Raw genomic sequence first — 24,290 nt, 5'->3', positions numbered from 1 at the left:
GCGCCAACCGCCATGACATGAAGATGGTATGCCCGACAATCGAAGATTTGCAGTTGGACCGGCCAACGCCCACGTCAGACAGTCCGCAGGGACTGTGCCTCGACAAGGGCTACGATTATGAGCAGGTACGCCAATGGGTTGAGCAGCTTGGCTTCACCGCGCATATCCGGGCACGTGGGGAGGAAGCCCAGGACATCAGTAAAAATGCGGGATTTCGCGCTCGACGTTGGGTCGTCGAACGCACGCACAGCTGGATGAACCGGTTTCGGGGTTTGCTGATCCGTTGGCCGAAGAAAGCGAGCAATTACCTTGCCATTCTTCATCTGGTATGCGGAATCATCGCCTGGCGCTCAGCAGGTCTACTGGGATAGCCTCTAAGTCACACGCCACGCACAACGAGGCTCAGGAACAAACACGCCCCGTGGATTTGTGGACAGGCCCGCTGGCGCGGGCTTCCCGACTGAGCGCCTGCGGCGCTCACCTGTGGTCGCTCAATGATTAAACCTGAGTGCGATCAACGACACGGAAATTGCGTGCGTTCGTCTGTAAAAAAAAGCCCGCCAAAACGAAGCGAGCTTTTAAACACAGCGAAGTTAAGTTCGCAAAAGGAAACTCACTCCCACTCGATGATCAATGGCTGAGCTATGGCCATGAATTGCTTAGCATTTTAATAGCGTTCCTGGCTCAGTACCATTCACGATACCATGCCAAGGTCATCGCTCCTTGACCCGGCAACAGCGGGCACTACGTCAGTTTTACCCCTACCCCGACCGCGGATTATGTCACGCCGAGGTGTTCGCTGGCAGAACGGTAAATGTTGAGCTTTTTTGTTCTCAACTTTCGCGGAAACGGCAAATTTCGCGGCCATAAACTGGCATAAAATTGCTCACCTCAGTTTCAACTTATCTGTCATCACTATCATGATCAACGCCCGCCGACGTCATATTTTCACCGCGTCCATGGCCACCGTCGCCGCCGCGGCGCCTCCTGTCCCGGCAGTTGCCGCAGTGCGAAAAAAAAACGCCAGCCAGCCGCACGGCGCTGGCGCTCACGCTCGCCCTGCTGACCAATCCGGAAGTGCTCGCGGAAAACCAGAAGAGTCACCAGAACCGGCCGCTGCACGCCGACCAAGGCAGGTGCATCTGGAACGCGCGCGCGAGCGGCACAACATCGGTCTACTACCTTGCGCTGTTCAGCACGGAAGGCAAGCCGGTGGACATCGCGTTCAACCTGTCGCGGCGTCACCTCGGCGATAAAACCGTGGCGCTGCGTGACCTGTGGACGCCCCGCGATCTGCTGGCAGCGCGCGGCGTCATCCGTCAGACCATCAAGCCGCATGGCTCCGTGCTTTTGCGCCTTTCAGCCTAACGAGAAAGCGGCCCTATCCAATGGGCACATTCAAGAAAGTTACATTGCTACCTACACGCAGACATTTTCTGGCTAGGGCCGTTGCGCTCGCTGCCGCGCTGCCGGCCTGCGCGCTGGCGGCGCCGCCCATCCCAACGAGCTCGCTGTTCGACGTCAAGCGCTTCGGCGCCAAGGGCGATGGCCGCACGCTCGACTCGCCGGCACTCAATGCGGCCATCGCTGCTGCCGCAACCGCGGGCGGGGGCACCGTGTACGTTCCGCCGGGGCGCTACCTGTCGGCGTCGATCCGACTCAAGAGCAACATCACGCTCTACCTGGAAGCGGGCGCGGTGATCGAAGCGGTGGACCCGAGCGTGGCGCGCTACGATCTGCCCGAGCCGAACGAGGCCGGCGGCAACTATCAAGACTATGGCCACAGCCACTGGCAAAACAGCCTGATCTGGGGTATCGGCCTAGACCACGTGGCCATCGTGGGCGGCGGCTTAATCCATGGCAAAGGCCTGAATAGCGGCCACGACAAGACCACCGGCAACTACACCGACAAGCCGGACCAGCCCGGCGAAGGCGACAAGGCGATCGCGCTGCGCGAGTGCCGTAACGTGACCTTGCGCGATTTCTCGATCCTGCATGGCGGCCATTTCGGCATCCTGGCGACCGGTTGCTCGAATATGCTGATCGACCACTTGACCATCGACACCAACCGCGACGGCATGGATATCGACGCGTGCAGCAATGTGCACGTGACGCATTGCAGCCTGAATACGCCCTGGGACGATGCGATTTGCCTCAAGGCCAGCTACGGCCTGGGCCGCATCCAGCATTGCGAGAACATCACGATCTCCGATTGCATGGTGTCGGGAAATTTCGACGAGGGCAGCCTGCTCGATGGCACATTCAAGCGCAGTACGCCGGAGTACCGCTCGGGACTGTACGGCCGCATCAAGCTGGGCACCGAATCGAATGGCGACTTCAAGAACATCACCATCACGAACTGCATTTTCGACACCTGCCGCGGCCTGGCGATCGAAAGCGTGGACGGTGCGCACATCGAGGACGTGACGATTTCCAACATCACGATGCGCAATGTGGTGAACGATCCGATCTTCATACGCTTGGGCGCGCGCCTGCGCGGACCGAATAAGCCGGCGGTGGGCACCATCAAGCGCATCAATATCAGCAATATTGTCGTCTCCGGTGCGTACCGCAATCACGCCAGCACGATAGCCGGGCTGTCGGGGCATCCGATCGAGGACGTTCGCATCAGCAATGTGCAGATAGAAACGCAGGGCGGCGGGGATGCGGCCTGGAGCGCGCTAGTGCCGCCCGAACTTCCCGATGGGTATCCGGAGCCGGGCATGTTCGGCAAGGCGCCGGCGTATGCGTTTTACCTGCGTCACGTGAAGGCAATCGAGGTTCATCACGTCAAAGTCGGCTACGTCCAGCCCGAGGGGCGAACCGCGGTCGTGCTGGACGATGTCAGCGATGCCAGCTTCCATGCCGTCAATCTGCAGCGCGGGCAAGGCGGAGCGGCGCTGTTCGCACTGCGCGGGGTCAGCCAGTTCTCCGCCAAGGATGTGCGCGGCATGCCGGACCGCGAGGTCACGGGGCGCGTAGAGGCGCTGACATTGTAGACACGCTGGAAGACAGAGGAGCTCGCGGCCGAAGCGCCTGGCCATGTACCTCAGCGGCCGCCAGTCCGGCCTGTGCTCGCCGTTCAAGCCGCATGTCGAAGACGACCGTACCTCGCTCATGCCGCCGTGCTCCAGATCGATCATTTTTTGAAAGCGCGCGTCGTCAACCGCCGCGCGAGGAAGCGCTGCGGGCGCTGCAGGAGCCGCCCGAGTATCTCGCCGCCACCGTGGCGGCACCCCAGATGCCGCCGTTCCAGGCCTCCCAGTGTAGGCTGGCCAGGTTTTCGGCACCGATCAGCACCGGACGCGCGCCTGTGGCGCCCGCCAGTACGAACGGTGTCGCTGCCGTGCAGGACAGCCTCTCATCGACGACAATGGGCGCGCGCAAGGCATACGTGCCCGCTGCCAGCTCGATGCGGGTAATGCGCTTGTTCACCCGGGCTTTGTCCAAGGCCGCCTGCAAGGATCGGACATCGTCCACCTTGACCGTTTCCGCAACGGCGGGTTGGAGCAGGCAGTACATGGCCAACAGCCCAAGGGAAAGCTCAATGAGTGACGCAATAGGCCGGCGTCTGCATGCTTACAGCGCCATATCGAACGGCGCAGCAGGCAAGTCGTCGGCGCTGTACAGATTCACATACGGCGCATCGGCCCAGGCATAGCGCACATGCGTGGTGCCTGGCTGGTTGGCGCCCTTCAGCGTCACCGTGTCGCCTTGCGCCACCGCCAGCACGAAGCGGCACACGGCGCCGGCACAGGCTTCGAATCCGATCGCCTGGCCAGAGCTATAGGTGCGCAAGCCCCCGCCGGTGTTCTTGAAGGTGACCACCAGGTCCTCCCCTTCCCGCTTCACGCCGACCGCTTCCGGGCCGCCAGGCGCGATCGCTTCACCGTAGGCCAGCGCGCGCGCCGCGCGGGCCAGGCGCTCGCCGACCACGGCTTTCTGCGCGGGATGAATGTCGGTGCGGTCGCCCACGTCGATCGTCACGATCAGCGCGGCATGCGGGTCGTTGCGCACCGTCCTGGCCTGGGCTTCGCGCAACTGCGCCCAGTTCGATGGCCCGGGCTTGGTCGCGATCGAACCGAACGAGGATAACTGGACGACGAGGAAGGGCAATTCCGGCTGGCCCAAGGTCTTGCGCCAATCGGCGATCAGCAGCGGCAGCAAGGTCTCGTATTCACTTGCGGCGTCGGTGTTGGCCTCACCCTGGTACCAGGCCGCCAGTTTGAACTTGTAGCCGGCCAGCGGCGCGATCATCGCGTTGTAGAGCGTCGACAGGCTGATCGGCACTTCCCACGGCGCGGCCGGGATAACCAGGCCCTTGGCGCGCATGCCCAGCTGGTATTTCCACGGCGCGGACAGGGCAATGAACTGCCCGTCGCCGGTCTTGATGCCGCGCTGTTCCGGCAGCCCGGTCAGCCCGCCGCCCCCAAGAACATGGACGGCGATCACGTTGCGGCCCGGTTTGAAAACGCCCGCGGGAACGGCATAGTCGCGCGACATCCACGCAATAGTGCCGCCGCCCACGCGCACGCCGTTGACCCAGGTGCTGTCGTAGGTATCGATGGGACCGAGCTGGAGGGCGCTGGCCGCGCGCGCCTGCGCCTCGCTCAGCGTCACGCTGGTGCGGAACCAGACGGCGCCGTCGAAGCCCGCCAACGCGGCGACGCCGGCATCTTTCCACGATCCCCTCGGCGACAAGCTCGGCCATGCCGCGTCGTCGAATCCGGGCAAGCTCCAGGCACGCTGCGCCTTGGCCTGCGGGTCATGCGCGTCCCACCATCGCTCGTGGCGGCGCGCTTCGTCGGCCATCCCCTTGGAGGGATTGGACGCCATCACCGCCAGCGCCTCGACCCGCTCGGCGTAGGCCGGCAGGGTTTTCAGCGATTCCTCGCCGATCCAGCCCTGGATCGTGGTACCACCCCAGTTCGACCCAATGAAGCCGACCGCCACCTTCTGCTTCTGCTGCAGTGTACGCGCCATGTAGTAGCACACCGCCGAGGCCTCGCCGACGTTCTTGGGCGTCACCACGTTCCATGCCGCCGGCCGCTTCAAGTCCTGCTGGACGGCAAGTTCGCTGATGCGTTGAATATTGACGAAGCGCAGGTCCGGATTGGCGGGAAATGCCGGCCACGCGCCCGTCGACAGGCGCAACGGAAACTCCATGTTCGACTGGCCGCCGCACAGGTAGACGTCGCCGATCATGATGTCCTTGAGCGTCGCGGTACCGCCGGCGTCGCTGGCGGACAGCGTGTACGGTCCGCCGGCCGACATGGCCGGCATGCTCACCCGCCATCGGCCCTGCGCATCGGCCTTGGCCGCGGCGGTCTTGCCGCCAAGGCTCACCGTCACGCCGAGTCCGGGGGCCGCCGTACCCCACAAGGTCAAAGCTTCGCCGCGCTGCAGCACGGCATGGTCGCCGAAGATGCCGGCAAATGCCGGTGCCGCCGGCTGCGCCAGCACGGGTGTTGTCAGCGATGCGGCAAGTACGAAGGCTGCGATGTTCAAGTCTTTCTCCTCAAGAAATTTTCAAGGCGTTGGCGTAAGCCAGAGCGGGCATATTGGCCGGCAGTGTGACCTGTAAGCCCCGTGCGGTTTGTTCGAACGCCAGCGTACCGTTGGCGCCGAGCAACTCGACCCGCCGGATGCGGCCCGACAGGTGCGCACTGGCACGGCCCATGGCCTCGATCAACACCTTGCCCGATTCCGGCCAGCCCATGACGAAGGCGAACACGGTCTTGCCCTTGGCAGTAAAGCGCACGTCGGCCGCGGAAAACGGCTTGCCCTTGCCCTCGTTGAAGCCTGCGCCCGACATCGGCGTGGCCGCCTCCTGCGCCACCGGCCCTTCCCCGTACACGGCCCAGGGCCGGGTGTCGTAGATGGCCTCGCCGTTGATCGCCATCCAGCGTCCGATTTCCTCGACAATGGCGCGCTCCTGTTCGTCGATGCTGCCATTGCCGCGCACCGGCACGCTCAGCAGCAGGTTGCCGTTCTTGCTCACCACGTCGATCAGCGTACGCACCACCGTCTGCGCGCTCTTATAGGCCTTGCGCTCGTACAGCGACCGGTCGTAGTGCCAGTTGCCGATGCAGGTGCAGGTTTGCCATGGCAAGGGCTCGATCTGGTGACTCTGGCCGCGCTCGATGTCCCACACCATGCTGCGGCGCTGCTGTTCATTGAGGATCTTGCCGTTGACCACGGCCTCGTTCCGGCCCTTCTTCGCGATGCTGCGGTTGTACATGTGCGCCGTCAGGCGCATGCCGACGTCGCTAAACGGGAACAAGGGCAGCACGGTGTCGTCGAAATACACCATGTCCGGATCATAGTTGTCGATCAGGTCGCGCGTGCGGTTGAAGAATTTGTCGCAATAGGCCTTGTCTGGAATGGCGGCGCCGCCGCCCCAGTGCCACTGCTCCTGCCACACGCCGCCATCGGCGCCGCTCTTGCTCAGGGGATGATTTTGCGCGTACAGCGCTTGTGGATCGAGACCTTCCCACCAGGTCCCCTTGCCGTCGCCCGTGGTCAGCTTGCCATCGTAGGGGATGCCGGCGTAGGGGCCGCTCTTGTCGGCGCCCTGCGCCGTCTCGTACCAGGTCCAGGCGTGCGCCGCGTGCACGCTCACGCCGAAACGCATGCCGTTGGCGCGCGCGGCGCGCCTCCAGCCGGCGATCAAGTCCTTGCCCGGACCGACCCTGGTGGAATTCCATTCCGGCTGGTAGCGGCTGTTGTACAGGTCGAGGTTGTCATGATGGTTGGCCAGCGCCATGAAATATTTTGCCCCGGCCTTCTTGTAAAGGGCCAGCAGCGCGTCCGGATCCCATCGCTCCGCCTTCCACTGGTGGATCACATCCTTGAAGCCGAACCTGGACGGGTGGCCGTACTTCTGCACATGGTAGCGATAGTGATCGCTGCCTTCCTCGTACATGCCACGCGCATACCAGTCGCCATGTTCCGGTTCGCACTGCGGGCCCCAGTGGGCCCAGATGCCGAACTTGGCGTTGCGGAACCAGTCCGGCGTCTGGTATTTCTCCAGCGAATCCCAGGTGGGCGCGAACGGGCCGGCCGCGATCGTCCCCGTGCCAGTTTGCGTAAGCGCGTCGGCGGCGCGCGCATAAGGCGATAGGGCGACGGCTGGAATCGCCGCTCCCAAATGCTTCAGTAATTGTCGTCGTTTCAAAACCACTCCTGTGTGTGTCGCCACTTCAAAATCAGGCCAAAATTTTCAAGGCACTGGCGTAAGCCAGAGCGGGCATATTGGCCGGCAGTGTGACCTGCAAGCCCTGTGCGGTTTGTTCGAACGCCAGCGCACCGTTGGCGCCGAGCAGCTCGACCCGCCGGATGCGCCCGGCCAGGTGCGCACTGGCGCTACCCATGGCCTCGATCGACACCTTGCCCGATGCCGGCCAGCCCATGATGAAGGCGAACACGGTCCTGCCCTTGGCGGTGAAGCGCACGTCGGCCGCCGAGAACGGCTTGCTCTTACCCTCGTTGAAGCTGGCGCCCGCATTCGACGTGGTCGCCTCCTGCGCCACCGGCCCTTCGCCGTACATGGCCCAGGGGCGGGTGTCGTAGATGGCCTCGCCGTTGACCGCCATCCAGCGCCCGATTTCCTCGACGATGGCGCGCTCCTGCTCGTCGATGGTGCCGTTGCCGCGCACCGGCACGCTCAGCAGCAGGTTGCCGTTCTTGCTGACCACGTCGATCAGCGTATGCACCACCGTCTGCGCGCTCTTGTAGCCCTTGCGCTCGTACAGCGGCCGGTCGTAATGCCAGTTGCCGATGCAGGTGCAGGTCTGCCATGGCAGCGGCTCGATCTGGTGGCTCTGGCCGCGCTCGATGTCCCACACCATGCTGCGGCGCTGCTGTTCATTGAGGATTTTGCCGTTGACCACGGCCTCGTTCCGGCCCTTCTTGGCGATGCTGCGGTTATACATGTGTGCCGTCAGGCGCAAGCCGGCGTCGCTAAACGGGAACAAGGGCAGCACGGCATCGTCGTAATACACGATGTCCGGATCATAGTTGTCGATCAGGTCGCGCGTACGGTTGAAGAATTTCTCGCAGTATGCCTGGTCCGGAATGGCGACGCCCCGAACATGGTTTTGCGCGTACAGCGCCTGCGGATCCATCCCTTCCCACCACGTGCCCTTGCCGTCGGCGCGGGTCAACTTGCCGTCATAGGCGATGCCGGCGTAGGGACCGCTCTTGTCGGCGCCCTGTGCATCCTCGAACCAGGTCCAGGTACGCGCCGCATGCACGCTCACGCCGAAACGCATGCCGTTGGCGCGCGCCGCGCGGCTCCAGCCGCCGATCAAGTCCTTGCCCGGACCAACCTTGGTGGAATTCCACTCGGGCTGATAGCGGCTGTTGTACAGGTCGAGGTTGTCATGATGGTTGGCCAGCGCCATGAAATATTTTGCCCCGGCCTTCTTGTAAAGGGCCAGCAGCGCGTCCGGATCCCAGCGCTCCCCCTTCCACTGGTGGATCACATCCTTGAAGCCAAACCTGGACGGGTGGCCGTACTTCTGCACGTGGTAGCGATAGAGATCGCTGCCTTCCTCGTACATGCCACGCGCATACCAGTCGCCATGTTCCGGTTCGCACTGCGGGCCCCAGTGGGCCCAGATGCCGAACTTGGCGTTGCGGAACCAGTCCGGCGTCTGGTATTTCTCCAGCGAATCCCAGGTGGGCGCGAACGGGCCAACCGCGATCGTCCCCGTGCCAGTGTGCGTAAGCGCGTCGGCGGCGCGCGCATAAGGCGATAGGGCGACGGCTGGAATCGCCGCTCCCAAATGCTTCAGTAGTTTTCGTCGTTTCAAAATCACTCCTGTGTGTCGTCGTTTCCAAATGACTCCTCAAACCGCTGGCGGCGCCTCGCGCCGGCCGTCGAGGAGCGCACAGCAGGACACTCAGCGTCCCAGCATGCCGCGCAGGAAAGCGCCATGCGTGGGCATGGCCGCCACGGCTTCGAGGATGCGTTCGCGGCGCCATTGCAGCCCCTCCAAGGCCTCGGCGCGCGTCATGTCGCCCAGCGAGGGATCGGTGTGCTCGGGCCAGTGCCCCATCCCGGCATGGATCGCCAGCCAGCTGGTCGCATCGAAGCCCTCCAGGTCGTACTGGTGCAGCGCGCCCGCCTTGCGCCAGGCGTGGATCTTGAAGGCCAGGGTATCGGGCAGCTCCATGGTCGTCATGGCGCGCCACAGGGCGCTGTCGCGGCGCGCGCTCAGGCAGTAGTGCAGGATGATGAAATCGCGCACGCGTGCGAACTGGCGGGCGTTCAAGCCGTTATAGTCGGCCACCACCGGCTCGCTGAGCGGCGCGCCCGACAGCAGCAAATCGATCAGCTTGCCCAAGCCGCACTGGATCAGGAAGATGCTGGTGGACTCGAGCGGCTCCAGGAAGCCCCCCGACAAGCCCAGCGCGACCACGTTGTGCACCCAGGCACGCGCGCGATGGCCGGTCTGAAAGCGCAGCAAGCGCGGTTCGGCCAGCGCAGGGCCGTCCAGCTGCTGCAGCAATTGCGCGCGCGCGCTTTCCTCGTCCAGGTAGCGGCTGGCGAACACATGGCCGTTGCCGATGCGGTCTTGCAGCGGAATCCGCCACGCCCAGCCCGCTTCCAGCGCGGTGGCGCGCGTGTAAGGCGTCAGTTCGGTGCCGATCCGCTCGCTTGGAACGGCCCAGGCCCGGTCCACCGGCAGCCAGTGGCTGAAGTCGACAAATGGCTCTTCCAGCGCACGCCCCAGCAGCAGCGAAGCGAAGCCGGAGCAATCGATATACAGGTCGCCGGCCACCACGCGCCCATCGGCAAGCAGGAGCCGGTCGATGGCACCGTCGGCGCGCCGCGCCACGTCGACGATGCGCCCTTCGGTGCGCCGCACGCCGCGTTGCTCGGCCAGCTTGCGCAGGAAGGCGGCGTACAGCGCGGCATCGAAATGGTAGGCGTAATCGAAGCGGTGTTCTTCGCGCGGCACCATGAAGCGGCCCCGGCTGGCCATCACGCTGGACAGGCACTGCTCGCCCAGGGCGCCAAGGCTGGCCTCGCCCAGCCGGTGATACTGGCCCCACACCGCGTTCGGGCCGCTCAGCTCGCCGAAATCGCCGAAGGTGTGGAAGTAGCTTTCGCCGCGCGCGCGCCAGTCGCGGAACTCGATACCCAGCTTGTAGCTGCCGTTGGTGGCGCGCAGGAACGCAGCCTCGTCGATGCCGAGCTTTTGGTGGAAATTGCGGATCGAAGGAAAGGTCGCCTCCCCCACCCCGACAATGCCGATCTCCTCCGATTCGACCAGCTCGACGCTGCAGCCCTTCAGGGCGGTGGCCAGCGCGGCGGCCGTCATCCATCCGGCCGTGCCGCCGCCGACCACCACGACGCGTTTGATGGGCAGCTTCATGGCGCCTTGCAGTGCAGGGAAATGTACTGGCCGTGCTCGGGCATCGCCTTGACGACCTGGTTGATGATCTCGCGCCGGCTGGCGAAATGCCCCAGCAGCCGGTCGAACTGCAGGGCGTCGATCAGCGGATCGTCGGCCTTCGGCACCACGCCGAGCCCCATCAGGATCGAGAAATACGAGGACGAGGAAAACCCTTCCGGATCGTAGATGGCCACATGCCCGGTTTCGCGGAACAGCTCGATTTGGTGCTTGAGCGTATCGGGAATCGGCATGTTGGCGCAGTAGCGCCAGAATTCCGAATCCGAGCGCTGGGTGACCTTGTAATGCAGCACGATGAAGTCGCGCACGAACTGGTAGCGTTCCGTGATCATGCGGTTGAACTCGTCGGCCAGCTCGGGACGGCAATCGCGCTGGGGAAAAAACTGCACCAGCCAGCCGACCGCCACTTCGATGATGTTGATGCTGGTCGATTCGAGCGGTTCGAGAAAGCCGCTCGACAAACCGATGGCCACGCAGTTCTTGATCCAGGACTTGCGGCGCCGTCCGGTGGTAAAGCGCAGCTGGCGCGGCGCGCCCTGCGCTTCGCCATCCAGGCCGTCCATCAGCACGCGGCCGGCGTCCTCGTCGCTGGTGAAGGCGTCGCAGTAGACATGGCCGTTGCCGGTGCGGTGCTGCAGCGGGATGCGCCAGGTCCAGCCGGCGCTCTTGGCGGTCGATATGGTGTACGGCGTGAGCTGCTCGGCCTTGGCGCACGGCACGGCCTGCGCGCTGTTACAAGGCAGCATGTCGCTCCAGTCGTCGTAGCCGGCCTTGAATACGCCTTCGATCAACAGGCCGCGAAAGCCGGAACAATCGACAAACAGGTCGCCTTCGACACGCCGCCCGTCGCGCAGCTTGAGGGCGGTGATGAAGCCGGTCTCGGGATGCTGTTCGACGCCGTCGATCATGCCTTCGACGCGCGTCACGCCGCAGCCCATGGCGTAGACGCGCAAATAGGCGGCATACAGGCCGGCGTCGAAATGGTAGGCGAAGGAATAGGCGTCGCTCACGGAGGGCATCTCGTCGTGCGGCGGGGCAAAGCGGTTGTTGCGCGCCATCGCCGTCGCGATAGACCATTGCTCGTAAGAGGGCATATCCTTGAAGGTCCGCGACAGGCGCAGCCAGTACATATAGGCCGGGCGATGCTCGATCGGCGGGCCGAAGTCGCCGAAACCGTGGAAGAAGCGGTTGCCGACATGGCCCCAGTCCTTGAACTCGATGCCGAGCTTGAAGGTCGCCTGGGTCTTCCTGACGAAATCGGCGTCGTCGAGGCCCAGGGAATGATTGAAATAGCGGATGGTCGGCAGCGTCGCTTCACCGACGCCGACGGTGCCGATCTCGGGCGACTCGACCAGCACGATCTCGCAGCGCCCGCCCAGCTTGAGCGCCAGCGGCGCGGCAGTCATCCAGCCGGCGGTGCCGCCGCCGACGATGACGACTTTACGGATGTGATTATCGGTCATCGTTGTCACTTTCTAATGTTTGCCTTGCCGAGGCCGGCAAGGACTTGATCAATGGCCCCGCAGGTGGGGCGGCCCCTGCCCAGGGCCGCCCCGCCACTGCTTAGAACTGGTAGCGCAGCGAGGCGCGGTAGCCGCGGCCGTACTCGAACCAGGCGCGGCCCATCATGCCTATCCCTTGCTGCTGGGTCTGGAGAACCGTCGCGTCGGTGAGGTTGGTCATCGAGAAGCTACCCGACAGATGCTCGTTGTAGCGGTAGTCCATGCCGAAGTCCAGCTGACCGGTCGCTTCCTGCCAGGTCGGCAAGCCGAAGGCCACGTTGGTGGCGCCCGGGTGCGCCGGATCGGCACTGGTGGCGTCCTGGCCCGAGGTGCCGTTCACGTTCACGCCCTGCAGGAAGCGGCTGCGCCAGCTGTAGGCCAGGCGCGCCGAAAACGGTCCCTTGTCGTACATGAGGGCCACGTTGTAGGCGTTGCGCGACAGGTACTGCAGCGGCATCGTGGTGAACGGCAGACCGTTGCTGTCGCAGCCGAACAGGTTGAGCGAGGCGTCGTTAAACGAGCCGGCCGCCGGGCAGTACTTCTGGTCGAACGGATGGTGCAGCTCCTGCTTGCTCTTGATGTAGGTATAGTTGGCCGAGATGCCGAAGCCCTTGGTCCACTCCGGCAACACGTCCTGCAAACCGGACACGTTGTTGAAGTAGGTCTGCCCTGCCAGCTCCAGACCGGCCACGGAACCGTCCGAGGCGTTGTCCTTCTGCTGGATCATGAAGCTTTGCAAGTTGCCGGCCAGGTCGGCGTAGCTGTGGCTGACGGCCGAATTCAAGATGATGTCGCTCACCTTCTTGTAGAACACGTCGGCCGTCAGCGAGCTGCCGCTGCCCGGATACCACTCGAGCGACACGTCATAGCTGTAGGCGCGGGTCGGCTTGAGCTTGACGTTGCCGGTGTCACTGCCCTGATAGGTGACGCTCGCCGGCGTGGTACCGACGGCCTGGTTGTAGGTCTGGCTGAGCGTGACGTACTCGCTCAGGTCGCCAAAGCCGGGCCGGTACATCGACTTGGCGAAGGCGAAGCGCGCTTGCAGCTTGTCGCTCAGTTCCGCCTTCAGGTTCAGGCTCGGCAGCACGTCGACGAAGCTGTTCTTGCCGTCGAGCGGGGTGTCGATCTTGCCAAAGCGCGGCATAGCCGGCGGCGTGAGGGTGTCGTAGGTCGGCTTGAACACGGTGTAGCCATGCGCCGTCGTCGAGGTATGCACCACGCGCACGCCGACGCTACCCTCGACCGGGTAGCGCAGCTCATCCCAGCCGAAGCGGCTCGACAGATAGGCGGCTTGGGTCTTCTCGTTGTTGCTGAAGGTCTTGCTCGGGTCGCCGTCGTAGGAGAGCGGCGTCCAGTCGTTGCCCTGCGTCGAGCAGTCCACCGTGGTGCCGAAATGCTGGGCGCCGTCCTCGCACTGGTACTGGACGACCTTCTTCGCCACCGCGTAGGAATCGGGATAGCCCAGGACCGCCGCCGTGCTCGGTTGCACCAGCGCCGCCGGCGCCGGAACCTTGCCGTTGAAGAAGTTGTTGTATTTGAACAGCGTGGTCGGGAGCAGGTCGCCGTAGCGCGGATCGCTCAGGTAGCCGAAGCTGGCGCGCGGCTGCCAGCCCCCGGTGTCGGCCGAGGTCGGCAGGGTGCCCGGCCGTTGGGTCGTGGCGACCTCCCATGGCCGGGACGTGGTATACCAGTCCGAACCGCTGGCCTTGACGTGGGTGGACTTGCGGTCGGTCAGGCGTATGCCGAAACGCAGGTCACGCAGCACCGGATGGTCGAACCTGAAGCGCCCGTCGACCTTCCAGGCATACAAGTCGCCGTCTTCCTTGCCCATTTGCGGCACAAAGGCGTTCGGGTAGTAATGGCCCCGATCGGCCAGGAACTGGGTCGCCGCGTCGTCGAAGGTGATTTCGGCCGGATCGCTGCCCTTCACGCTGATGTTCATGCTCGGCACGAAGGTCGACAGGGTCATGTTGCGGTAGGTGCTGTCGGCCTTGGCGTGCACCCACTGAAAGTCGTTCTGGAACGCCAGGCGTTGGTTGACGGTCCACTTGGTGTTCCAGGCGAGTTCGCGGGTCGTCGAGTGGACCAGCGAGTCGGTGGAGTTCGAATTGAATTCCAGGCCGCCCTCGACGAAATTGTTCGCCCCTTGGCCGCCCGGGTAGGTGTACCTGGCCGACTGCAGCACGCCATTGGCGTCGAACACAGGGTTGTTCAGCTTGGTCTTGTAGGTGTTCTCCACGCCGGTGTAGAGGGCGTGCTCCTGGCTGTTGTTCGTGTAGGCCGAGTTGAACACGGTAAACGAGGACTCCACGCCATTCTTCTTCCACTGCAGCGCGGCATACTCGCCGACGCGGTCGTAGCGGGAGGTGTTGGTGCGATACGAGCCCGACTTGGGCGCCCAGACGGTCTTGCCATCGACGACGTTGGTGCGCGGGTAATAGGGGTCGATCTGAATCGAGTCGTTGTGCTCGTTGCTGCGGTTGGCCGACAGGTCCAGCAGCATGCCCCATCGGCCGAAATCGTTTTCCCAGCGTTTCGAGGCCAGGGCCGACATGCCCGGCGAGGATTTCTTGCCCAGCGCGTTGTAATTGGCATTGGTCGAGATGGCGAACTTGTCGCCCTTGTAATCGAATGGCAGCGCGGTGCGCAGGTCGACCTGGCCGCTGACGCCGCCTTCGATCAGTTCGGCCGGCGGGTTCTTGTGCACGATCACGGCCGACATCAGCTCTGGCGGCACGTCACCCCAGCTCAGCTCGCGTCCCGGCCAGCCGGCCGAGAATGACTCGCGCCCGTTGAGCGTGGACGAGCCCCAGGTCAGGCCGCGCACCGCGATGCCCGACCCTTCGACCGAGAAGTGCTCCGGGTCGCCGCGGCTGTTGCGGTCCATGGTCACGCCGACCACGCGCTGCAGCACCTCGGTGATCGACTTGTCCGGCAGCTTGCCGGCTTCCTCGGCGACGACGCCGTCGATGATCTCTTCGGAGTTCTGCTTGAGCTCGGCGGCCGACTGCATCGCCGCGCGCTGGCCGGTCACCACGACGGTTACGGTGCCGTCCTTGTCGGTGCTCGCGGCGCCGCCCTCGGTCGCCGGTGCGCTTTGTGCGAACGCGGCGCCCCCGCAAATGAGCGCGGCCTGTGCCACGGCGATGGACAGCGCGGTTTTTTTGAATTGTCTCTTCATGTCATTATCTCTTTTCTAGATCGAATCTCGAATGTCCAGCCGCGCGCTGCTGCGGCATGGAAGCAATATCTGGCCTGGTGGCCGGGAAACGCGAGCGCTTCCCGGCGCCCCGGCTTACTGGATGGTGATCGGGCCTTTGACGGTGAGCGCGGTCGGATAGCCCGGCGTGGTCGGTGAAGCGCCCACCACCGAGGTGTTCGAGCGCGGCCCGTACACCTTGAAGTCGACGATCGGATACTTTTTCATCTCGTCGGCCTCATTCAGGTTCGACAAGCCGCACGAGTTGTCGAAGCCCTTGATGTCGCTCAGTTGAACTTCATACGTGGTGACCGCGCTGCCCGTGGGTTTGAGCAGCACGTGCGGGGCGACGTTGCAGTTGTTGTTGACGTGGCCCAGCACGAAGATCAGATACAGTTCATTGTGGCCGGTCTGGACCCACTCGTCGTTCTGGCCCAGCGTGATCTTGATCGTGGTCTGATTGCTCACGCGCAGGCCGTCGCTGGTGCCGTCCTTCACGCCGTGGGGAACCACGTCGAAACCGAAATAGGCACCGATATCGCTGCCGTCCCACGGATGCTTGGGGTCCTTGGTCTGGATCACGTACTTGTAGGTGAAGCTGCTGTCGGCGGCGTTGAACGTCGTGCTGCACCAGTTCGGGTCGCTGCAACTCCAGCCGTCAACGCTACTGCCGGCCCAGCGGTTGATCGGATCGCCGTCTACGGTGCTGTCGACCGCCTTGACGCCGTTCATGATGGTGAGCACCGGCGGTTTGTCATCGCCAACGATGAAGACGGCCTTGGCAGACCCGGCATCGTAGGTGTCGTTGCCCGCCTGCGCGGCGGTGATCGAGCAGGTACCCTTGGAGACCAGGGTGAGCGTGGTGCCGGTGGTGGTGCACACGTCGGGCGTGGTCGAGGCGAAGGTCACCGGCAGACCCGACTCGGAAGTTGCCACGAGCGGATCCGGGGTCTTGGTGATCGACTGGAAGCCGGGCGAGGGGAAGTTGACAAACTGCGTATGCTTGAGCACATTGAACAACTGCTGCTGCGAGGCCGCCATGTAGGTGCTGTCGCCGGCCTGGCTGGCCGTGATCGAGCATTCGCCCGCCTTGACCGTTACCAGCTTGTCGCCATCCATGGTGCAGGTGCTTGGCGTGTTCGACGTGAAGGTGATCGGCAGCCCGGACGACGCGGTCGCCACCAGCGGTGCGGCCGGCGTCATCAGATAGTGCGAACCCGGGAAAGCAAATTCGATGGACTGGGATTTGCCGCCCGTGGCCGCGCCGCCGCCGCCGCAGCCGACCAGCAGCGTGGCGCAGGCAAGGCCGATGGCCGAAAGCTGGAATCCCATGGTATGTCTCCTCATTTTAATGTTCCTCTCTATTGCGTTTGCTAAAATTGCTCGCCACCGGCGACGCCGATGACAAGGAAAGATGGTCCCTGCCCCGCTAGGCGGCATGGACGATGGTCCCGGTCAAGGATGTATGGACTGGCGTCGCCTCGCTGTCGTTATGTAAACGTTTTCAAAAACACAGGACAAGCAGCGTGCCAAGATTGGAAACACGCGCGCTGCGCGGGGAGGCGGCGGGGGCCGGCCTGCGTCGCGCCGGCCGGATCCGGCCGGCTTGGCCTGACTGTGCGCGAGGCGGACGTTGGAAAGGTCTGCGGGCAGCTTGCTGCCGCATTGAACGAGCTTGAGGCGCACGTCCTGTCTCCCTGCTTTTATTATCGATAACGGTCAATCAGCTGCTTCGATGGCGCTGTATTGGAGGTGAAACCGCGTTAGGTTCTACGCTGACGACTCCTGTCCACGCTCGCTGAGCACGCGGTCGCGGTAGGCGCGCGGCGTGCAGCCAAGTTCGCGCTTGAACACGCGATGCATGTGCTGGATGGACGTGAGGCCGCTGTCCACCGCCACGTCCTCGATGCTGCAATCGCCGACTTCCAGGCCGGCCTTGGCGGCATTGAGCTTGAAGCTCAGGATCACGTCGTGCACGCTGCATCCCAGCTCCTGGCGAAAGGCGGCTTCGAGCGATGAGCGCGACACGCCGACATGTTTGGCCACCTGTTCGGTCTTGATGCCCTGGCAGGCATACTGGCGAATGAAGTGGCGCGCCCGCATCACGTTCGGATGCTTGATCAACTGGTACTGGCTGGACGCCTGCACCTTGATGCCGGCCGGCGGCACCACGATCGCCGTGTTCGGCGGGCGCACCCCGCGCAGCATCTGCTCGATCAGATGGGCTGCCACGCGTCCCATCTCCTGCGCGCCCTGGACCACGGAGCTGAGCGGTATGCGGGTGAGCTTGCGCACCAGGGGATCGTTGTCGATGCCGATGATCGCCACCTGTTCCGGCACTTCGATGCCGGCGATGACACAGGCCTGCAATAGCTGGCGTGCACGCGCGTCCGATACGGCGATGATGCCGACCGGTTTGGCCAAGCTGCGCAACCAGTCGATCTGCCCCTGGGCCGCCTCGTCCCACGAATGGGTGCTGGTTTCGCAGCCGCGGAAGATCTCCGCTTCCAGCTGGTCGCCCTGCATCAGGCTGCGGAAGGCATTCTCGCGCTCGTGCGCCCAGCGGTTTTTCTCGGTGGCGGGAACGCTGAACATGGCGAAACGCTGCAGGCCGACATCGATCAAATGCTGGCGTGCCAGTTCGATCAGCTTGAAATTGTCGGTTGCCACGTACGGCACACCGGCCGGGTAGTTGGCCGGGTCGGCATAGGAACCGCCAACTGCCACCACCGGTACGCTACAGCGCGACAACGCTTCTGCCACGGCCGGATCGTCAAAATTGGCGATAATGCCGTCGCCCTGCCAGTGCTCGATGCCTGACAGGCGCAATTGGAAATCTTCTTCCACGAAGATATCCCAGGCCTCGCGCGTATTTCCAATATATCCGGCAATGCCGGCAATGACTTCGTGATCGAATATCTTGTTCGCGTTGAATAACAGCGCGATCCGATGTACTTTGGTCGTCTTCATTTTACTTGTATGGTTGGAAAGCATTTTCGAAAAAAACAATCACAGCCGCACTTGCGCATACAAAAACCGGGGGCAAGATCGTCTCCCCATCCTTTACTTTTATTAAGAGCATCCCGCTTGCAGGCAACCGGCCCTGCCCCAATCCAACCATCGCACACCCCACAAGAACGTCGCGGATGGGTTCCCGCCCGTCCTGCCAGGCAGCGCCCGGTATCCGATTCCAAAAAAAAGGGGCAGCCAAAGCTGCCCCCTAAAAACCACCGCGGAACACCGCCGTGGAGGAGAGCAAAAGGGTGTGAAGGCCAGGATTGACGCGATCTTCAGCGCGCAACCACCAGCGCCAGCAGGCCAATCCCCAGCATTAGCTGGGTGCCGGGCTCGGGCACCGTGGCGGCCTCGGTGGTGGTGAAGTCGTCCATCTTCTTAATTGCATTACCGTCTCCCTTATATTTATTTCCCAACTTACAAGCTGCGACGATCGGCGGGCACACGTCTAAAATCGATTTCATCGACGCAGTCCTTGATATATTATGAACATTTACCACCCGACAATTCAGTGGATCGCAAACGCCTTCCATCATCCTGCAAGCACCAACGCACACATTCTTGCGTCTGCGGCCAGAGGTCGGTAGCGGAATCTGGCCCACGTTTGAAGCATAGGCGGTTCGTCATGCGCAACAGTATCGCTGCGACGAAATTTCTTTAGTCAACGATAGAAATCGCAAGAAATTTTAACCACGGTGAAAGTCCGCCATGACATCTGGCGACAGGTCGGGCAAGCGGGCCGGAAAAAATGGCCGCCGTGCCACGGTCCAATCGTGGAGCAGTCGTGGATAGGCCGGAAGAATGGGAACGTACAAGGGGTGGAACGGCGGGCGCACCCCTGGCAGGAGCGCGGGACCGGCAACCGTTCAGCCGGGAGGTTCAGTCTGAGCGGTGGGGGCGAGCCGGATCAAGCTGAGTGGTTGGAGCGTGCGAGATCAGGCAGAGGGTTGGGATGGCGCGGTTCAGACGGGTGATTCTGACGGCGCGCTGTCGGCGGGCTGCTCCTGCTGCCGCTGCTGGGCGGCAAGCATTCGGAATTGCTTCGGCGAGCAACCGAATTCTTCCTTGAACAGCTTATTAAAATAAGGAACACTCGCGTAGCCAACGAAATACGCGATTTCCGACACAGCGGCGCTGCTTTTCTCAATCAGCATCCTGGATGCTTCAGTCAGCCGCAGTTTATTCAGGTAACCGGTGAATGTCATGCCGAGTTCGGATTTCAGCACTTCATTGATTTTATAGCGGGTCGCGCCGGTCCCTTGCACCACGGTGTCCAGGTCCAGTTTGGGATCGGTATAAGAGTTGCCGATATACCGCAAGACCGACGCCTTCTCCTTGTCCTTGTACGGTTCGACGGTTAACTGGCGATAGGCCACCAAGGGCAGATTCGTTTTCATTTTTGAGTCCACACTGGCCAACAGTGCGCGGGAATGGGCCCGAAAAAACCAAACACCAAATGCCGCCCAGCCACCCAGGATCATGACCACCAGCGCGGCCAAATAGCGATAATCTCGGCCATGCAAAGTCAGTTCGCTGATTTCAACAGAGATATCGACATTGCGTGGCGTAGCCGCGGTGGTGCCAAACATGATTTTCCCGACCTTGTCCAGTTTAACAACCTGACGCCCCAAGTCCTCCTTCATCGATGCATACCACCATTCGGGAATAAGCAGCCGGTCCAAGTCGAGCGTCACCGACATGCCTTGTTCATTGCACGAAAAATACGTTCTAGGTGGAATGTAAGTCTCGAACTTGTTTAGCTTGGAGAATTTTTCATCAAAGACGGACACCTCGAACGACAAGGCAGTGGCCAGTGAACATTTGGCTACGAAGGAAATGGTATGGAACTTCGACCAATCCTCTTGGATAAGTCGTCCTTTGCCGTCATGGAGTTTCAGGTCGCCGGCGGAAATCGGATACGCGACCACGTCCTGCAGCTTGAGGTCGAAGCGCAGCCGGTCATCCGACGTGTCGTGCAAGCGCACTGACGGCACTCCGCCAATTACCACATTGGAGTACGTTCCGTAACGCCAGCCGGAGCCATCTTTATGCGCCTGCCGCAACGTCTTTGTCGGAAAGGCCATGTAAACAAAAAAAACCGCCAGCAGCGCGTCCACGACGAGCAGGAAAATCAGCGCCAGCAGCGCCTTTTTAAAGAACTCTTGCATATAGATACTTATTGAACTATCTCGGCGGCCGCACGGCTTCACTGGTACGGTCCCAGAATCATAACAGGCGAGATATGGACGGCTCCAGTATTTTTGCAGCGGACCAAGCTAACTCCGGCGGGGTGCTAGTCGTGCTGTCTCATAAAAGTCTGTTCTTAAGCGAGTTATTGCCTGAACTGAAACCTTGCGTGGTCATGGAGGGCGAACCGTGATGGACAGCCTATGCTTCAGACGCGGCGTAGCGCGACTTCCCCTGCCGCAAACGCGCAAAGGGTGCCGTTCTCACGAACAGCTGCGCGTGACAGCACTCAGGCGAAATGACAATGACAAAAGCACGCCGCATTGCCCTGCTGTTCGACGTGAACCCGGAATTCAACCGCGGCATCATGCCGGGCATCGCGGCCTATTTCGGCAGTATGGGTGCACACTGGCAGCTGTTTGTTGAAGAGGACTTCCGCCTGCGTCTGTTCGGCATCGAGCAATGGCGGCGAGACGGCATCATCCTGCATTTCCAGACGAGCCGCCGGCACCTCCACCGCAACCGGCCAGCAGGACCATGGCCGGGAATCCGGCCGAACGACGTAGCCGGGTCTTGATCGCCGGAGATTGTGTCAGTGTACGCATTTGCATCTCGCTACGTGATGATGGAAGCGCGACCGCCCAGTGCCGCCCGCGCCATGGTTCCGAAAAAAACAGTCGCTGCTACCCGAATCTGCCGGGGTAGCAGACGAGAAAAAGCCGACTGCACTACGCTGTGTTTGCCAGGTCGCCGGCGAGCGCCGGGATCCTGGGTGACGACCGGCGCACCGGCCGGAGGGCGAGGACACTGGCGAGCCGCCGCCGCAGCGGCCAGGCCCAGGGCCTGTAAAAGCACGCCTGAGATGGTGCGAGGTCGCACGAATGGTATCCAACGATTGGTACCCCATTCTGCGCACTCCCCGTGTGTGCCGCAATTCTCCAAATCACCAATGCGCCCGGTCATTTTTCAGCGGGCGGGGCCAGCAAACTGGTCAAGCAGATGCAGCGCCGCTACCGGCATACCGTTCACCCTCAGGGCCGCCGTCGACCATGAAATTTGCTTCACATTGTTGGTGATTTGGAAGTATCGCCGCCGCGGCGTAGCGTGCAATATACGCATCAGCTGGATACATTTCGATAGATTCGAAGCCAGCCGATATCGTCAGCAAAGGAGGCATCGCGATGGTCAACAATAAAGGACGCGCCAAAGCGCCTATTCTTCCTGCGCGACGCGTAGCCCGCCGGCTTCCCGATGCCGTTCCAAGGTTTGGTGCTCGGCAACCGCACGGGCGGTGGCAATTGCCGCGACCATTTTCGTCGTCGAGGCCGACACCATCCTGAGCAATCCGGGCGTTTCTTTGGCCAAGCCCTTGACGGCCTGAAGTGCCAGGTCGAATGGACGCACGCCCGCATTGGCGCTTTTCTGAGTTGCCCATGCGACAGCGCGACTTGCCGGCTTCCGGCCAAGCAAGCACTGAAAATAGCGGCCTCCTGCCGCCACACCTACGAGACCCGAGTCATCATCCTTCTGGAGACAAGTATGTACAAAAACCAAAACAACAAGATTCGCATAATCGCCATGAGCAGTATCCTGGCAACCCTGCTGGCCGGCTGCGGCGGCGCCGACACGGCCTCGCCGGCAGCGCAGGCACCGGTTTTGGCGGCCACCATCAAGGCGGTAACGCAAGCCCGATGGATGAACGTGAAATACGGCGGCGGCGGCTACGTGCCCGGCCTGATCTACCATCCGACCAGCCCGGACGTGCTGTACGCGCGCACCGACGTCGGCGGCGCCTACCGCTGGGACGCCGCCACCGCCAGCTGGCTGCCGATCACCGACGGCATGCACGTGCGCGACGGGTTTTACCATGGCAGCGAGAGCATCGCCCTCGATCCGAACGACGACCAGCGCGTCTACATGAGCGCAGGCATGTACGTGTCGGACAAGGCCGACGGGCGCCTCTATATTTCCACCGACCGAGGCGACAACTGGACCTACGTCAACCTGCCGTTCTCGACCGGCAGCAACAGCCCGGGCCGCGCCGTCGGTGAGCGCATGATGGTCGACCCCAACGATCCAACGATCCTGTTCTACGGTACGCGCACGCAGGGCCTGTGGAAGAGCGCCGACCGCGGCCAAACCTGGCAGCAGGTGAGCTCGCTGTCGTCGACCAAGATGACCCAGGACCAGATCAATGCGGTGCACTGGAGCGGCGTGGTCGGCGTCGCGCAGGTGATCTTCGACACCTCGACCAAGGGTACCGGCAGCGCCACCCAGACCATCTACACGGCCGTGGCCCCGGACTATGCCTCGGCGGCCGGGATGACCTTCAGCATGTACAAGACCACCGATGGCGGCGCGACCTGGAACGGCATCGCCACCCCTGCCGACACGGCCGGCATGTACGTCCCCCACATGGTGCGCAACAAGGACGGCATGATGTACGTCGCCTTCACGAAGGACACCGGCCCCGGCGCCGCCGGCCCGTCCAGGCTGTACAAATTCGACGGTACCACCTGGACTTTGCTGAAGAAGTATGATGCCGAGCAATGGGTCAACTTCGGCATGGGCGGCCTGTCGGTGTCGGGAACGGGCGCCACCACCCGCATCGCGCTCGGTGTCACCAATTCCTGGGGCAACTGGGATGGCCAGCCTGTTGTGCAATTGTCCGACGATGCCGGCGCCACCTGGCGCGAGATTTCCGCCATGGCTCCGCACACGGGTACCGAAATGTGGGCCGGCTGGACGGACGACGTCGAGATCGACCCCAACAATCCCGAGCACATCATGCACGTGAACGGCGGGGGCGTGTGGGAAACGATGAATGCGTCGGCGGCCAAGCCAAGCTGGACCAGAAAGGTCGACGGCATGGAGGAAACCGCCACACTGTCGCTGATGGCCGCTCCACCGGGCGCCTCCTACCGTCTGCTCAACAGCTCGGGCGACATCGGCATGAAGGTCTATACGGAACTCAACAAGACGCCCACGCTTGGACCGGTTGGCTTGATGAACAACGGCATGAGCGCCGACATGGCTTGGTCCACGCCAAGCTACATCGCCGCGATCGGCACCAGCACCTGGGACCACCCCACCGTGGGCGGCGCCTATTCCACCGATTCGGGCGTGACCTGGACACCGTTCGCGGGCCACCATCCGCAAGGATTGACCAATCAGAGCGATCTGTCGAACGTCGCGGTCACCAAACCGGGCAACATCATCTGGACCCCGAACAATGCGGTGCCGGCCTATAGCACCGACAACGGAACGACCTGGACCATGACCGACCTGCCGGCTGTCGATCCGACGCCGTGGATTTTCCGCGGCTACAAGGTAGTGGCCGACCGCAAGAATCCGAACAAGGTGTATGCCTACAACCCGGGCGGCACATGGTGGGCGAAAGGGTCCGAGACGCAGCACTTCTACACCTCCACCGACGGCGGCCATACCTTCACCGAAAGCGCCGCGTTCAAGCTCGCCAGCGATTATGTGACCGAGGTCTCCAACGTGTCGGTCGCGGTCAATCCAAACGCGGAAGGCGATATCTGGGTCGCCGACGGGCGGGCCGTCATGCACTCGCTCGACGGGGGCGTGACCTGGACCAAGCTGAGCACCTTCGCGCCATTCTGGGGCGCCAACGCGACATGGTCGTACCCCGAGGTGTGGGGCGCCACCTCGATCGCGCTGGGCAAGGCACCGATTGGTTCGAAGTCCTCGGCCTCGGTGTATGTGGTGGGCGTGGTCAACGGCGTGTGGGGCGTGTACGCCTCCGACGACGGCGGCGTGACCTGGCGCCGTTTCAACGATGACAAGCACCAGTACGGCGGCATTTCCCAACTGGCGGCCGACCAGAGCGTGCCTGGACGCTTGTACATGGCCGGCAGCGGCCGCGGCGTCCTGTTCAGTTACTAAGGCGCCCGTCCTGGGCGCCAGAGCCGGGGCTCTGGCGCCCAGGCTGTACTTCAT

General features: G+C 62.8%; 17 protein-coding genes. 5 read left to right on the top strand and 12 right to left on the bottom strand.

Annotated features, from left to right (window positions below):
- The 3 genes from ISF28_RS25105 to ISF28_RS25095 all read left to right on the top strand — a co-directional run.
- Window positions 1–371 (top strand): transposase (locus tag ISF28_RS25105; RefSeq protein WP_198119906.1); only part of this gene is annotated, 371 nt, incomplete at its 5' end.
- Window positions 372–999: 628 nt separating this feature from the next.
- Complete coding sequence (locus ISF28_RS25100) at window positions 1,000–1,368, top strand: hypothetical protein (RefSeq protein WP_198119905.1); 369 nt, start codon at window positions 1,000–1,002, stop codon at window positions 1,366–1,368.
- 20 nt (window positions 1,369–1,388) lie between these two features.
- Complete coding sequence (locus ISF28_RS25095; RefSeq protein ID WP_198119904.1) at window positions 1,389–2,999, top strand: rhamnogalacturonidase; 1,611 nt, start codon at window positions 1,389–1,391, stop codon at window positions 2,997–2,999.
- 163 nt (window positions 3,000–3,162) lie between these two features.
- Here ISF28_RS25095 and ISF28_RS25090 read toward each other — a convergent pair whose 3' ends face one another.
- The 11 genes from ISF28_RS25090 to ISF28_RS25040 form a co-directional block, all read right to left on the bottom strand.
- The gene (locus ISF28_RS25090; protein ID WP_198119903.1) at window positions 3,163–3,522 is read right to left on the bottom strand and encodes a right-handed parallel beta-helix repeat-containing protein; all 360 of its coding nucleotides are present in this window, start codon (window positions 3,520–3,522) and stop codon (window positions 3,163–3,165) included.
- 57 nt (window positions 3,523–3,579) lie between these two features.
- Window positions 3,580–5,508: a sialate O-acetylesterase gene (locus tag ISF28_RS25085; protein WP_198119902.1), complete on the bottom strand. Its 1,929-nt coding sequence runs from the start codon at window positions 5,506–5,508 to the stop codon at window positions 3,580–3,582.
- 10 nt (window positions 5,509–5,518) lie between these two features.
- Window positions 5,519–7,177, bottom strand: a complete 1,659-nt coding sequence (locus ISF28_RS25080; protein WP_229519367.1) for an alpha-L-fucosidase — start codon at window positions 7,175–7,177, stop codon at window positions 5,519–5,521.
- 31 nt (window positions 7,178–7,208) lie between these two features.
- Window positions 7,209–8,816: an alpha-L-fucosidase gene (locus tag ISF28_RS25075; protein ID WP_229519366.1), complete on the bottom strand. Its 1,608-nt coding sequence runs from the start codon at window positions 8,814–8,816 to the stop codon at window positions 7,209–7,211.
- Window positions 8,817–8,906: 90 nt separating this feature from the next.
- Window positions 8,907–10,385 (bottom strand): tryptophan halogenase family protein, encoded by a 1,479-nt coding sequence (locus tag ISF28_RS25070; protein ID WP_198119901.1) that lies wholly within the window; start codon window positions 10,383–10,385, stop codon window positions 8,907–8,909.
- Window positions 10,382–11,887, bottom strand: a complete 1,506-nt coding sequence (locus ISF28_RS25065; protein WP_198119900.1) for a tryptophan halogenase family protein — start codon at window positions 11,885–11,887, stop codon at window positions 10,382–10,384. Before ISF28_RS25065 ends, ISF28_RS25070 begins: the two co-directional genes overlap by 4 nt.
- Window positions 11,888–11,987: 100 nt before the next feature.
- Window positions 11,988–15,107, bottom strand: coding sequence for a TonB-dependent receptor (locus ISF28_RS25060; protein WP_198119899.1), 3,120 nt, complete (start codon window positions 15,105–15,107; stop codon window positions 11,988–11,990).
- 114 nt (window positions 15,108–15,221) lie between these two features.
- Window positions 15,222–16,457 carry a hypothetical protein gene (locus ISF28_RS25055; protein ID WP_198119898.1) on the bottom strand — a complete coding sequence of 412 codons (1,236 nt, stop codon included), beginning with the start codon at window positions 16,455–16,457 and terminating at the stop codon, window positions 15,222–15,224.
- Between the two features lie 438 nt (window positions 16,458–16,895).
- Complete coding sequence (locus ISF28_RS25050; RefSeq protein WP_198119897.1) at window positions 16,896–18,095, bottom strand: XylR family transcriptional regulator; 1,200 nt, start codon at window positions 18,093–18,095, stop codon at window positions 16,896–16,898.
- 320 nt (window positions 18,096–18,415) lie between these two features.
- Complete coding sequence (locus ISF28_RS25045; RefSeq protein ID WP_198119896.1) at window positions 18,416–18,604, bottom strand: PEP-CTERM sorting domain-containing protein; 189 nt, start codon at window positions 18,602–18,604, stop codon at window positions 18,416–18,418.
- A gap of 498 nt (window positions 18,605–19,102) precedes the next feature.
- On the bottom strand, window positions 19,103–20,308 hold the full coding sequence (locus ISF28_RS25040) for a helix-turn-helix domain-containing protein (protein ID WP_198119895.1): 1,206 nt from the start codon (window positions 20,306–20,308) through the stop codon (window positions 19,103–19,105).
- Window positions 20,309–20,631: 323 nt separating this feature from the next.
- Between ISF28_RS25040 and ISF28_RS25035 the strand changes: the two genes are divergently transcribed.
- Window positions 20,632–20,904: a type 1 periplasmic-binding domain-containing protein gene (locus ISF28_RS25035; protein ID WP_198119894.1), complete on the top strand. Its 273-nt coding sequence runs from the start codon at window positions 20,632–20,634 to the stop codon at window positions 20,902–20,904.
- Window positions 20,905–21,539: 635 nt separating this feature from the next.
- On the opposite strand, the gene ISF28_RS25030 is transcribed toward ISF28_RS25035, so the two are convergent.
- The gene (locus tag ISF28_RS25030; protein ID WP_198119893.1) at window positions 21,540–21,731 is read right to left on the bottom strand and encodes a hypothetical protein; all 192 of its coding nucleotides are present in this window, start codon (window positions 21,729–21,731) and stop codon (window positions 21,540–21,542) included.
- Between the two features lie 174 nt (window positions 21,732–21,905).
- Here ISF28_RS25030 and ISF28_RS25025 point away from each other — a divergent pair, with 174 nt between their 5' ends.
- Entirely contained in the window at window positions 21,906–24,236 is a 2,331-nt protein-coding gene (locus ISF28_RS25025; protein ID WP_229519365.1) for a sialidase family protein, read from the top strand.
- The last annotated feature ends 54 nt before the right edge of the window (window positions 24,237–24,290 follow it).

The sequence above is a fragment of the Massilia rhizosphaerae genome (assembly GCF_016093545.1).
Lineage (GTDB): Bacteria > Pseudomonadota > Gammaproteobacteria > Burkholderiales > Burkholderiaceae_D > Telluria > Telluria rhizosphaerae.
The sequence above is the reverse complement of the archived record's forward strand: the minus strand, read 5'-3'. Positions and strand labels throughout refer to the sequence as shown.